Origin of the sequence: Wolbachia endosymbiont (group A) of Sturmia bella (assembly GCF_964030905.1) — a bacterium.
Classification (GTDB): domain Bacteria; phylum Pseudomonadota; class Alphaproteobacteria; order Rickettsiales; family Anaplasmataceae; genus Wolbachia; species Wolbachia pipientis.
In genome coordinates this window covers 1,228,254-1,240,875 of sequence record NZ_OZ034988.1, presented here as the reverse complement: position 1 = coordinate 1,240,875, position 12,622 = coordinate 1,228,254, and the positions used below count along the sequence as shown (strand labels likewise).

Sequence of the window (12,622 nt, the reverse complement as noted above, 5' to 3'; positions counted from 1 at the left end):
TATTAAACTGCTAAAGCCATATTGACATTAATCATATAGTATAAATAATTAATTATTTTGGAGCTTATTTAATATGCTACGCATCATTGCAGGCAAATATCGCGGAAGAAAAATAACTACAGGTAAGCATTTAGCTGCACGACCAACTATGAGTATTGTTCGAGAAGCAATATTTAGTATACTTTCCTCAAGAAAACCTATTTATAACTTGAATGTACTTGATTTGTTCTGCGGAAGTGGCTCTTTTTCATTTGAAGCGCTTTCTCGCGGCGCTAAACATGCATTCATGGTGGATTCAGATTATTACAATTTGCAACTGCCTAAAAAAACAGCAGAAGATTTTGGAATTACGGACAATGTTACGCTAATTTGCTGCAGTGCTAACTGCTTACCAAAACCTATTTCAAAATGCGACATAGTTTTTATAGACCCACCTTACAATAGCAATCTAGTTGAATCAACGTTGAATGGACTAGCTAACTCAGGCTGGTTAAGTGATGATGCATTGATAATTCTAGAGATTAGGAAAAACGAAGGTTTTGAGTGCAATAAAGACTTTAGTATAATCTTGGAACGTATTTACGGTATAGCAAGAATAATTTTTCTTTCTCTATCAACTTAAACTTGCATATACTTTTCATTGATGAGTTCCAGTTCTATTTTCGTCAAGTTTCCGGAGAAATTACTTATTCTGTACTGCCCTAGATCAAAATTTTTATTAAATTCAGAGTCTATTAAATATTCATGTGCTTCTTCAATAAATTTATTTTCTTTTTCTTCGTAACTGGTGTATTTTGTTGTACCATTATTATCCTCACAATAAACTAGATGTTCTTTATGATCAGCATGAATATTTTTATTTTCACAAACCTTTTCAGGATCGTGCTCAAGTACTTTTCTACCAACAATCAATAGCTTATAAGAAATTTCCTATGATTCCTTTTAAGCGAGTTTTGAATTTTTGAAATGTCATGACATTGTTGATACGGTTATCAAGAAACGATAAAGTATCCACAAAATCTTCTGAATAATCATTGATAAAAAAAAGTATCGTACTTAAGTACACTCCAGCTAATATTGCTCTTTTTGTATAGTAGTTAAAATCTGTTGATTGGTCATGAATGCCATACCAAATCGCACTAATAGTTCTGTATAAAAGTTTACTAGAAAAATATGTATTTTTTGGTGATACGGAGAATGATAAAACATTTTTTAAAAGTTCTCTATAATTCGGTAGCTTAGCATAGTTTGAAAGGTGTATTTGAATAGCTAACTTTACTCGCTCTCGCACTTTCATATCTTCTAAATTAGAATTTCTTAATTCAGCTTCCATTGAGCTATTTAAGTCCTCTGCTATGTGCTCCAAAGCGCTATATATTCCATTCTGAAATTTGCAAAAGCTATTAGCTAGATTAAGGTCAGTGCACACCTTTAATAGGGTTTCATCGCTTATCCCTTCAAATGGAATAACCCTAATTAGCTTATCTATTATTAACTTTTGTTCCACGCAACATCATACTAAACAGCATGTGTGATTGTACCTGAGATTTTCAAACATTCTACAAAATGCTTCACCACGTTCCTCGAAATTTTTCCATTGATCAAAAGAAGCACACGCGGGAGAAAGTAATATTGTTACTTCTTCTGCGCTATTTAAGGCCTCTTCAAAAGCCAATCTGAATGCATCTTCTAGATTGTAACATTTAACATAATCTACTTTATTCTCCATAACATTTGCAAAAGCTTCGGTTGATTCTCCAATAAGAAAAGCTTTTCTAACCCTTGTAAAATGCTTGCTTAATGATTCTATTCCACCTTTTTTGCTTCTTCCACCAGCGATCCAATTTATGTTTTCATAAGATAAGATCGCCTTTTCGCTCGATTTTGCATTAGTTGCTTTGCTATCGTTCACGAAAAACACATTTCTTATTTTGCCAAGCAGTTCATTCCTATGCCTCAGTCCTGAAAAGGACTTGATTCCATTGATAATAGTGTTGCTATCTACTCCAAGTACCTTACATACGGCATATGTGGCTGCTATGTTTTCTGCGTTGGATATTAGGTTTATTTTCACGTCGCTTACTGATAAGCTATGATTCTCTAGTTTTAACGAGATCTTCTGGATCCCAGTGCCCCTTTTGTCATCCAAGTAGCTGACACTGGGATCCAGATAATTTCGATCTATACCAGTAATCTGTTCACTATAATCAAGCAAATTGTTACCTGCCAATGATATTAGATCTCTTGCACCACCCTCTGTCATCTGAGTAGTTGGCAATGGTTTTTCTTTTCTGGATTCCAGCGTCACGCGCTGGAATGACATCGGGGAATATGTTACTGAGATTGGAATTTTGTCTCCAGTGAATTTGTTGAATATATCAGCAGTAATCTCATTGTCACATCCTATTACGGCAACCTCACTACCGTTTATCAGTTTTAATTTAGTTGCTATGTAGTTCTCCATACTTCCATGCCTATCTATGTGATCTGGTGTAATATTGAGCAGTGCTGAAATGTCCACGTTAATTTCATTCATCAACTCCAATTGAAAAGAGGAGAGTTCGATTACATAAATTTCTGCATCTCTTTCTAGATCCAAAACAGGAACGCCTAAATTTCCACCAATAGCTACTTTTTTCCCTGCAGATTTTAATATGTGCCCTATTAGTGATGTAGTGGTTGATTTACCATTTGTTCCTGTGACGCCTATTACCTTCTGGTTCGTAGTTTTAGCTTCAAGAAATAGCTCAATGTCTGATTTTATTTTGCAATCAAATCTCCTTGCAAGTTTTACTATCCAATGTGGCTCTGTTGGCACTCCAGGGCTTAAAACCAATGCACTGATCTCATGCCAATTGTATTCCTTGGGATGAATAAAATTACATTTTTTATACATCATTTTTGCATTTGCTATTTGCTCTTCATGATCATCCCATGCATATATTCTTGCACCACTCTTTGTTAGAGCGTTAATGGCGGATAAACCAGTTTTACCAAGACCAAAAACCGCGACGTTTTGATTTTTGTATTTGTTTAGTTGCACTGCTAGATAACTTATGCGAACCATTTTATAAAGATATCGTACAAATTACAACAGACTTCTTTCGTAGGTTACAACTGTCATTCAATAGAAACAAAAAACTTACTTGACAAACTCCGCCAGCGCCCTTATCATGAAACTGAAGCTATTGTATTTGCTTTCGCCAATCTGCAGATTAAAAGGTAAGGATTACTTAATGTATCGGCGTCTTATGTTCAATTTTTTGCAGTATATAGATACTGTATGTCTTTACAAAACTTCATCTACATCTAGATTTTTATCTAAATAAGCTGAACGCGCTTATAAAGCGTTACAAGACATCAAAAAATGCCAATACTCGACAGAGATAGTAAAAGACTAGCTAACTCGGGGATTCTTTGTCTTTTTTTCTGCTTGGTAAATTTCTTAAACATTTGCAGCGTAGGTTAGTTGCAATTAAAAGCAACTGAATTTCGCTTGTCAAGCGTTTAAAACATAAAAAACGCCAATATTTTAAAGCAGATAATAACCACGGGGCTTCTTTTGCCTTTTTTTTCGCTTAGTAAATTTCTTAACGTTTGTAGCTAAACAACAACCGTCATCCCGCTACTTGTTAGCGGGATCTCTTGTTAGCGGCTGAGATACCGCGAATGAATCGCGGTATGACGGTTCGTGGCGGTATAGCAGTTCGTCATCCCGCTACGTGTTAGCGGGATCTAGAGATACCGCGGCGGTATGACGTAGAGCTCGCGTTAGCTATACTTTTATGCTTACTAACTTAATAAAATTCCTGGATCCCAGTGTCTGGGCACTGGGATGACAAGAAGAAGGCACTAGGATGACAAGAAGAGGGCACTGCCGTCTTGGATGGAAACCAGTGTCAGCTACTTGCATAACACCCTTTTTTCTGGAAACCAGTGTCGGCTACTTGGATAACAAAAAATAGGCACTGGAATTGTAAAGAGTTTGCAAATATTAGTTATTACCTGTAGGATATAGAGAAATTAGTAAGGATTTTAATAGGAATAATATGCCATCTGTTACTTTTATTTTACCTGATGGGAGTAAGAAAAGCTATGAAGCTGCAGAGGGAGAAACTCTGCTCAATTTAGCCCACAGAAGTGATCCAGATCTGCTTGAAGGTGCATGTGAAGGTTCTCTTGCTTGCTCTACATGCCATGTAATTGTTGATCCAAAGTTTTATAATGCTGTAGAAATACATAACCCTATATCTGATGAGGAAAATGATATGTTAGACCTAGCTTTCGGCTTAACAGAGACATCAAGACTTGGGTGCCAAATAAAAATCACAAAAGATATCGACGGCTTGTGTGTAACCATACCAAGGGGTACAAGAAATATATCATTGGATAAACAGGGGAGTGATTAGCTATGCGTAAGATTTTTATCTATATTATCATCTCTTTACTTTTGTTTATTCCTGTAGCGTATAGTGGTCTTTGGTATTTTTCTGCATGTAAGGTAAAAAATCTTTTAGCTGAAACAATACTATACATTAACGACGAAAAATTTGATATTTCACATGATTTTAGTGGATTTCCTTCTAACCTAATTTTTCGTGTGACAAACCCAAAATTTTCCAATGAGCAATTAACCATCTCATCTGATGCTTTATTGATAAAAAATAGATTGTTTGATAAATCAGTATATATCTACATACCAAGCAATGAAGTCAATATTGCTGTTCATGGTGATGAGAAAAAGAATATAAAATGCCACACAAACGATAGCAGCCACTTTGTTGTTAGACTAAACGATTTACCATCTTCATTGCGATTCAACAAAAATAGTACCGTGATAGACTATATAGATACACTTCGTTACGAAGATTATGGATTAAAATGTGATGTTTTAGAAAATCAGCAAAGTGTTATAACTGAAGTGAATGATAAAAGCAATTACATTCAATTTCACCTCGATAAAGAACTGAGTGGAAATGCTAAGCTAGGATTTGATTTGTATACTTATCGGTATAAAAATACTGCAAGTCCTGAAAGTTACCTTAGTATCGACATTAAATTTGATTATGAATTTGTAAACGACATCTCGGCTTCCAGAATTAATTTCAATATAGAGAAATTTTTGATTCAAAGTAATAATTTTTCTTTTGCTGCAGATGGTGGGGTAAACAATTACAACTTAGTTACATATTCATTTAAAGACAAAATCAACGTGGCTATATCAAATTATAAAGAATTAATCTCGTTTATGATTGGTGACTCAAAAACTTCAGATGCGTTCGAAAAATTAGTACCTTCCTTATCAGAAAAAACAACTGATAATGGCATTCAATTTTCAATAAAGTACGATGATGATGTAGGGTCAAGCTTTATTGGAAAGTTATCCATCACTGATTTTATGAACCAACTCAGTAAAATAATCCAATTAACCAAGAATGAGAATAGTAATTAGCTTACTTTTCATATTGATATTCCACTCAGGCGTAAACGCTTTTACTCTGGATAATAAACTCAGAGATAAAAGCATGGAAAAACGAGCAACCAGTTTATTTGAAATAATAAGGTGTCCAATATGTTCTGGCGAATCATTGTCTGAATCTGGATCTCAGATCGCGTATGATATGCGAGAAGCAATTCGTAAAAAAATCAATGATGGATACACTGATGAAGAGATAATCTCAGAGTTAAAAAATTCTTACGGCAATTCAATTATAATCGTACCACCTAGCACTTACATTTTGTGGTTTATTCCACTTACAACTCTGCTTATTGGGTGTTTTTTAATACAAAGATACATCAATACAACCACTTAAACCTTTTATATATAGCTAAAGTGACTTAGGTTCTCTAATTGCACATAAGTCAACAATAATTTTCACACAAATCAAAACAGCATATCTTCTCCATAATCCTTGGTAATTTTACATAAGTTAAAAGTAGCATATGGTTCTCTCCGCGGTCTGAGATGACAATAAATTTGTCAAGCCGCATTATACTTGTTAGGCGGAAGTGGACGGCAACATGTTTACCACGAAGTCTAACTAAGTTCTTGCTTGTCCCTTCCATCGGCATTGCTATCTTTATTTTCAATAAAATTATTGTCCTATGCTCTTTTGATGTTTATTGATAATAAAATTCTGTTTTATCAACCAACATCCTATGCATAATTACAGCTAATTTTCTTGCTACTGCTACAATTGCTTTTTTCATTCCTTTTTTCTTCGCAACTCCAGTTTTTTAATTTAAATGTCCTCTTGGTAACTGTAAGCATTGTTTGTGCAGCTTCATATAACATACTTCTACATTCCGCTGGTCCCATCTTTGATATGCTGCCATGCCGATCAACTTTTCCAGAAGAATATTGCCTTGGTGTCAACCCTATATACCCCAGTTGCGGATTAGCCAACGAAGTAAAGCTTAGAAATGCAGCGGCTGCATGGAATATGAAACAAGCGTAGAAAAAATGTGTACCAAAAAATTTATCGGTGATCTGTGGCGAGTATGCTCAATCTCAAATTTGTTTTTCAGAGAGCCAAAAACTGTCTCAATAATCGATCTTTTTCTTAACAAAATCTTCTCATTTAGCACCATTAATGAGTTTTTCATACCCTTTTTATACTGGTTACAAGCTTTAACCCTCTATCGAATAATTCGTGAAAAAGATCTTTTTTGATATATCCTTTATCTCTAAACAATAATCCAGTCAATTTCTGAGTTAAATTTGGCACAGGTATCAACGTTGCCTTTTGTCACCGTAACCCCTTGAATTTCGCCAGTTTCGTTGATTACTAGATGTACCGAAAAACCACCCATAAGTAGTCTTTCCAATCTTTGCCAACCCTTTGAAAACTTTGTTTCTCGAGGTCCTTTTTGGATGGCAAACAGCGATAGATTATGTACGAAATCCCTGTCACTTTTGACTGTTCGCAAAACCATTGCATTAAGAGCGCTAAATACCATAAAACCTGCGATTTTAGCCTGATAAACTTACTATAGGATGGCAATTTTGGAAACGCTGATTCGTATAATAATTTCAAATAATGCACATAGAAAATTTTAAAATTGTCGCACTTGATATAGCAATATTATGGTAAAAATCTCTGAATGCGTAATCTCTGGCGTCCTGGTTGGTTTTTTGCCACTTGGTAGAAGTTTTTCTGCAAAATTTTCATCGACTGTATTGCAAAAATCATCGACTATACAAAAGATTTCTGTTACTTTCTCTTTCATTGGTAACCTCCTATTTTAGGAATGAATATCAAATACCTCGGAGTTTACCCTATTTCCTTACCTTTTCTATTTTTTCTAATTTACAACTGGGGTTAGCAGTGCTGTGAGAATGGTTGAAAGCGCAAAAGAAAACCTCTCGGAAGTTAAAAATATACTGGTCGATGCAGGTTATACAGGAGAAAATTTTGCAACTCAAATAAAAACGATTATTGGAGCAACTGTAGAAGTAATAAAACGAAGTGAATTACATTCCTTTGCTGTATTGCCACAAAGATGGGTTGTAGAGCGATCTTTCGCTTGGTTAGAAAAATGCAGACGATTGTGGAAAAATTGCGAGCGAAAACTTAACACTAGCCTACAAATGGTCGTTCTTTCCTTCATTTCTCTTCTATTGAGAAGATTTTAAACAGGTTCTAAATCTTTATTTTAAAAATGTCATATTGACCACCGGTACCTGAAAATACTATTCCAATTGATCAGAGCTATCCATTTCCTTAATTTTTGTAACGTTGTCATAGGAGTACTATAATTTAGTATCAACTATGTTTTATTGTTTTTGCATCTAAAAAAATTTAGCTTATTCAAGCAGCATTTTGCCTTTTTTTGGATGTAGGGATTTTTTAGGAATTGTCTTCTTGAATTCTATGGTATTTTGTTTAACATTGAAACAAGATTCCAGTGTCAGCTACTTGCATGACATTGTTGGTTAATGTTTTATGGCTTTACGATAGCTATACAACTTATCTTAAAAGCAATATAGTGTTCACTATGCAATGAATCAAAGATAGTAAGTAAAGTCTATGAAATTTCAAATCACTACACATTTTCAACCTGCTGGAGATCAACCGCAGGCAATCGATAGTTTAATTGCGGGGCTAAATAGCAATAAAAGAGACCAAGTTTTGCTTGGAGTTACTGGTTCTGGGAAAACTTTTACTATGGCAAATGTTATTGCAAGGACAAACAGGCCTGCATTAATTATGGCACACAATAAAACTTTAGCAGCACAGCTTTATGAGGAAATGAAAGGATTGTTTCCCCATAATGCTGTTGAATACTTCATTTCTTATTATGATTATTATCAACCTGAAGCCTATTTACCACAAACTGATACTTATATCGAAAAAGATTCTGCAATTAACGAAAGAATTGAGATGCTGCGTTATTCCACCGTCTGCTCCCTTTTGGAGCGCAGGGATACGATCGTAGTTGCCAGTGTTTCCTGCATATACGGTCTTGGTTCGCCTGAGAGCTACCGCAGCATGATCATACCGCTTAGTGTTGGAAATAAAATTCGTATTAATGATTTCCTGAGCAACTTAACTGATCTTCAATACAAGCGCTCTGATGCCAGGTTTGAGAGAGGATATTTCAGAGTGCGCGGCGATATTGTTGATATATTTCCTTCCCATTATGAAAATAAAGCTTGGCGTTTATCGCTATTTGGCGATGAAATAGAAGAAATTTCTGAAGTTGATGCTATAACGGGCAATGTTACCAAAGGCGTAAATAAAATCACCATTTTTCCAAATAGCTATTACATAACCCCGCGTGAGGCTTTGTTGCAGGCAATTGAACTAGTCAAAAAAGAGCTGCATGAACGCTTGGATTATTACTACTCGCAAAACAAGATTGTTGAAGCAAAGCGCCTCGAGCAACGCACTAATTTTGATATCGAAATGATGAGAACAACAGGAATATGTAAAGGTATTGAAAATTATTCGCGTTATCTCTATGGAATGGAAGCTGGGGATCCACCACCTACTTTGTTTGAATATTTACCTAAAGACGTAATTTTATTTGTTGATGAGAGTCATGTCACCGTTCCTCAGGTTGGTGCGATGTACAGTGGTAATGAGGCGCGTAAAAAGAAATTGATTGACTATGGCTTCAGGCTCCCTTCCGCTTTTGATAATCGTCCATTAAAATTTGAAGAGTGGGAGGGAGTTAGGCCGCAGACTGTTTACATTTCAGCCACTCCCGGAAAGTATGAGTTGGCAAAGACCAGTAATGTATTTATAGAGCAAGTTATCCGTCCAACAGGGCTTACGGACCCAATCTGCATTGTAAAACCAATAGAGAGTCAAATTGATGATGTAATTCATGAGGCACAAGTGACAATAGGGAAGGGATTTTGTGTTTTAATCACTACATTGACGAAAAAAATGGCTGAAAATTTAGCTGAATATATGAGTGAAATGAATATGAGAGTGCGTTATTTGCATTCTGATATTGCTGCGCTGGAGAGAATAGAAATTATATACAAATTGAGATCTAAAGAAATCGATGTTTTAGTAGGTGTTAACTTGCTGAGGGAAGGTCTTGATATTCCAGAGTGTGGGTTGGTTGCAATTTTGGATGCTGATAAAGAAGGATTTTTGCGATCGGAAACTTCATTAATTCAAACGATTGGTCGTGCTGCGCGTAATGCTGAAGGTAGAGTAATTTTGTATGCAGATAAAATCACTGGTTCTCTGGACCGTGCATTAAGAGAGACCGAAAGAAGAAGAAAAAAACAAGAAGAACATAATATATTGCACAATATTGTCCCAAAGACTATAATAAAACCTATATCAAACACCTTACAGGAGAGGGCAATAGCAGAACCGAAAGTAAATACTAATAAGGATGATTTGAGAAAGCAAATGATAGAGCATGCTGAAAATTTAGAATTTGAAGAAGCAGCAAGAATAAAAAAATTATTGTAAGGTTAAATAACACATGATGTAATGTGCATAGTATAAAAATGTAAATAATTTTATTGATATCTTTATATTAATACTTTTTAAACATTTAGTACCGCGCAATATCTGCAATGGATGAGAAAAACTAACACCAGTGCCTTTAGGGTCAGGGACTTTGCCCTAACCCTAATAAAACGCTTAGGTGGCTGAGAGCGGTGGATTAGATCAATTGCTTCTAAATTTTTTTATGGGAGAGTGCTGCTCGGCCTTAGTGGCATACAGGTCTGTGGATATTGTCAATTCTTCCATTCCCACACTCAACTCTAGAGTACGTTTTGGCGATCCTCCTCTAGTATTCTCACAATCCATAGACTCATAACCACTTGTTGTTGCCTCAGCTTTAGAGCTTACGTTTTCAGCATCAGTTGCCTCCGCTGAAGAGATACCGCTGTCTTTATTATCTTCGGACTTCATCTTTTCAGCTTTTGACGTACCTTTAGCAGGCCATTGCTCTTTCCTAAACGACTCTACTTCCGAACCATCATAATCACGGTTAATCCAGTATCCACCTTTGTCTTTTGTAATTGAAATATATTCTAATACTCTTTCATCGGGATAACAGGTTTTAATTGCTTTTTTAGGGGATAACCCATGTTCTTGCACCTGAAAATTTACCCATTTGTCCTTTTCAGATTTCACTGTCTTTTCGACGATGTTAATGTCGATATCTTTTATTTCTACTTTTCCCTCATGCTCCCGACTAAAAAGTTCTTTTAAGTTAAGTAAGGCACCACGACTTATATTAGCAACAACTGTTGTTTCTTGGTTTTTCTCACAATTAGAAAGAAATTGAAATGGAAACTCATTGAGATCATAGGCTTCTTCCTTATTGACACGATACTCTTCTTTCGTTTTATCTATTATCTCCTCTAAATACTCTTTTACATCAACACTATCATCAATTAAACTAGCAATCTTCCCATTTTTTACAATAAAGTTAGTATGAGGAGGATCCAAAGCATAATTATTTAAGTTAAACCAATAAAGCAATGCTTTAAACAACTTTTCTTCTTCCTTTTCCTTAGTAACTTGCTGTTTTTTAGGTTCCTCATTAGAAACCTCAGGATTTAAGAATGTTGAATCATCCCATGCTATAGGAGAAGAAATCGATGATGATCTACTCAAAGATAGCTGTGATTGATCACCAGTGGATTGACTTGAATCTATTTCCCCCGGCACCAACTGAAACAGCCCCCCTTTTCCTTCCTCTCTCTGATCCTTGCCTGGGAGGGCTCTCTAACCCTTCACCACGACTTCGCTTGTGAAACTCCTGTGTCGGTGATGACAATTCAGTTAAGCCAGAACTTGGACCACCACTTGAAGAACCAGAATCCTTAAGTTGTGGAGGTGAATCACCAAGACCACTACCTCTGCCTCCTCTAGATTCAAAAAACCTAGCTCCAGTTTGTTCAAGCGGTGTTCTTGGTGGCTCTGCATGTGTAGGAGAATTGAGTGGAGAAGTTACCGTTGAGGAGGATCGACTCGAGCTACGTCTCTTAAAATTCTCAAGACCAACTGAAAATTCAAAACGTCCGTTTATTTGATTATATGCAATTGGAGACCCCATAATTTTAGGAAGTAACTGAGCAATCTGCTTATTAGAGAAAGCATAAACTGGCTCTTTACAATTAGCAAATTGTGGATTTGCAGTTTTGCCTCTAATATCACTTATACAATGAAAACCATTAAATATTCCTTCATTAATCTTTGATGCATCCCTAGAACTTAAAGATTTCAACTGACCATTCTCTTCTATAAAAGGTATAAGAGCAAAACTATGCCCATTCTTTATTTTGTTTTTGTTTGTAAAGTCATCATAATCACACCCGTCAACAAACTTTCCTGTCGCTTTAAGAATTAGTTCACTCAAAACATTTTTACAATTTTCAACTTTAGACTCTACGCTGCCTGGAGTTCTAAAATCAAGCGCTACTCGCCCTTTAACATATTCTGTTACACTCCTGACTACCTTACCACTCACATTTTTAATGTATAACATACCATCTTTATATTCATAAAAGTCTGAACTCTTAAGATCACACGCCTCTAATCTTGAGTTAAATTCACTGATATAAAGACTCTTCAATAGCTCAAAAATCCTCGAATTATACCTTTTTTCGAGGTACTCGTTGCTAAAAGCTATACAGTATAGATAAGGACTACCTATCGCTCCTGTTCCAACAGTTCCATTGACCCATTCATATGCTTGTTCCTTCGTTATTCCTACTAATTCTTGTAGAAGTGCAGCCACTTTAGATCTCACAGCCCCCTCAAACTCATTAGCAAAATGAACCTTCAAGTTACGAATTACTCCATTATCTGTAGAATCTGCAAGCTTTACTTTCACTATGCCATTACCTAAATCCTCTTTATCAGGATTAGCATCTAGAACAAATGGAAAATAGTTTAAGTTATAATATTCACTTGCTAACTCAGTTCCATCACTGTAGTGCTGCTTTATTATCTCCTCTCCTATTCTTCGCAGATATTCTTTTGTATTAGTACCACTAGCAAATAAACCAACAATCTTTTTACCTTCTACAGTAAAATTAGTATTGACCTTATCAATACCATAATTATTTAAGTTAAATGCGTTAACTAGCTCTTTTGTAGAATTACCCATAACTCCCCCTACTAAAATTGTGATG

General features: G+C 35.6%; 14 protein-coding genes and 3 pseudogenes. 6 read left to right on the top strand and 11 right to left on the bottom strand.

Going from position 1 to position 12,622, the window contains the following annotated elements:
• Window positions 1–73: 73 nt before the first annotated feature.
• Complete coding sequence (gene rsmD / locus ACQH3L_RS05885) at window positions 74–622, top strand: 16S rRNA (guanine(966)-N(2))-methyltransferase RsmD (protein ID WP_010082416.1); 549 nt, start codon at window positions 74–76, stop codon at window positions 620–622.
• Here rsmD and ACQH3L_RS05880 read toward each other — a convergent pair.
• From ACQH3L_RS05880 to ACQH3L_RS05865, 4 genes and pseudogenes are all read right to left on the bottom strand, one after another.
• A pseudogene (locus ACQH3L_RS05880) lies at window positions 619–894 on the bottom strand (hypothetical protein); the annotation flags it as partial. The gene rsmD and the pseudogene ACQH3L_RS05880 overlap by 4 nt on opposite strands.
• 22 nt (window positions 895–916) lie before the next feature.
• Entirely contained in the window at window positions 917–1,507 is a 591-nt protein-coding gene (locus ACQH3L_RS05875) for a COQ9 family protein (RefSeq protein WP_010082414.1), read from the bottom strand.
• Between the two features lie 6 nt (window positions 1,508–1,513).
• Window positions 1,514–3,067, bottom strand: a complete 1,554-nt coding sequence (locus ACQH3L_RS05870; protein WP_425384762.1) for a Mur ligase family protein — start codon at window positions 3,065–3,067, stop codon at window positions 1,514–1,516.
• 708 nt (window positions 3,068–3,775) lie between these two features.
• Window positions 3,776–3,913 (bottom strand): hypothetical protein, encoded by a 138-nt coding sequence (locus tag ACQH3L_RS05865; protein WP_010962879.1) that lies wholly within the window; start codon window positions 3,911–3,913, stop codon window positions 3,776–3,778.
• Between the two features lie 136 nt (window positions 3,914–4,049).
• On the opposite strand from ACQH3L_RS05865, the gene ACQH3L_RS05860 reads away from it, so the two are divergent.
• The 3 genes from ACQH3L_RS05860 to ACQH3L_RS05850 are packed head-to-tail and all read left to right on the top strand — an operon-like array spanning window position 4,050 to window position 5,813.
• On the top strand, window positions 4,050–4,409 hold the full coding sequence (locus ACQH3L_RS05860) for a ferredoxin family 2Fe-2S iron-sulfur cluster binding protein (protein ID WP_010082412.1): 360 nt from the start codon (window positions 4,050–4,052) through the stop codon (window positions 4,407–4,409).
• 2 nt (window positions 4,410–4,411) lie between these two features.
• Complete coding sequence (locus ACQH3L_RS05855) at window positions 4,412–5,452, top strand: hypothetical protein (protein ID WP_425384761.1); 1,041 nt, start codon at window positions 4,412–4,414, stop codon at window positions 5,450–5,452.
• A complete protein-coding gene (locus ACQH3L_RS05850; protein WP_010962876.1) occupies window positions 5,436–5,813 on the top strand; it encodes a cytochrome c-type biogenesis protein in 378 nt (125 codons plus the stop codon). Before ACQH3L_RS05855 ends, ACQH3L_RS05850 begins: the two co-directional genes overlap by 17 nt.
• Before the next feature lie 344 nt (window positions 5,814–6,157).
• Here the strand turns inward: ACQH3L_RS05850 and ACQH3L_RS05845 are convergent, their stop codons facing one another.
• The 5 genes and pseudogenes from ACQH3L_RS05845 to ACQH3L_RS05825 all read right to left on the bottom strand — a co-directional run bounded on the left by ACQH3L_RS05845 (window position 6,158) and on the right by ACQH3L_RS05825 (window position 7,230).
• Window positions 6,158–6,406 (bottom strand): IS110 family transposase, encoded by a 249-nt coding sequence (locus ACQH3L_RS05845; protein WP_022626363.1) that lies wholly within the window; start codon window positions 6,404–6,406, stop codon window positions 6,158–6,160.
• 11 nt (window positions 6,407–6,417) lie between these two features.
• Window positions 6,418–6,570 (bottom strand): transposase, encoded by a 153-nt coding sequence (locus ACQH3L_RS05840; protein ID WP_369408987.1) that lies wholly within the window; start codon window positions 6,568–6,570, stop codon window positions 6,418–6,420.
• Window positions 6,547–6,728 (bottom strand): annotated as a pseudogene (locus tag ACQH3L_RS05835) (transposase); the annotation flags it as partial. The gene ACQH3L_RS05840 and the pseudogene ACQH3L_RS05835, both read right to left, overlap by 24 nt.
• The gene (locus ACQH3L_RS05830) at window positions 6,688–6,960 is read right to left on the bottom strand and encodes a hypothetical protein (RefSeq protein WP_022626362.1); all 273 of its coding nucleotides are present in this window, start codon (window positions 6,958–6,960) and stop codon (window positions 6,688–6,690) included. The pseudogene ACQH3L_RS05835 and the gene ACQH3L_RS05830, both read right to left, overlap by 41 nt.
• Before the next feature lie 96 nt (window positions 6,961–7,056).
• The gene (locus ACQH3L_RS05825) at window positions 7,057–7,230 is read right to left on the bottom strand and encodes a hypothetical protein (protein WP_010082315.1); all 174 of its coding nucleotides are present in this window, start codon (window positions 7,228–7,230) and stop codon (window positions 7,057–7,059) included.
• Between the two features lie 133 nt (window positions 7,231–7,363).
• Here ACQH3L_RS05825 and ACQH3L_RS05820 point away from each other — a divergent pair.
• Window positions 7,364–7,636 (top strand): annotated as a pseudogene (locus ACQH3L_RS05820) (transposase); the annotation flags it as partial.
• Between the two features lie 394 nt (window positions 7,637–8,030).
• Entirely contained in the window at window positions 8,031–9,938 is a 1,908-nt protein-coding gene (uvrB, locus tag ACQH3L_RS05815; RefSeq protein ID WP_425384760.1) for an excinuclease ABC subunit UvrB, read from the top strand.
• A 201-nt stretch (window positions 9,939–10,139) separates the two neighbouring features.
• Here the strand turns inward: uvrB and ACQH3L_RS05810 are convergent, their stop codons facing one another.
• Together ACQH3L_RS05810 and ACQH3L_RS05805 are read right to left on the bottom strand one after the other, a co-directional pair.
• The gene (locus tag ACQH3L_RS05810; protein ID WP_425384759.1) at window positions 10,140–11,153 is read right to left on the bottom strand and encodes a hypothetical protein; all 1,014 of its coding nucleotides are present in this window, start codon (window positions 11,151–11,153) and stop codon (window positions 10,140–10,142) included.
• A complete protein-coding gene (locus tag ACQH3L_RS05805) occupies window positions 11,116–12,597 on the bottom strand; it encodes a hypothetical protein (RefSeq protein ID WP_425384758.1) in 1,482 nt (493 codons plus the stop codon). Before ACQH3L_RS05805 ends, ACQH3L_RS05810 begins: the two co-directional genes overlap by 38 nt.
• Window positions 12,598–12,622: the final 25 nt, after the last annotated feature.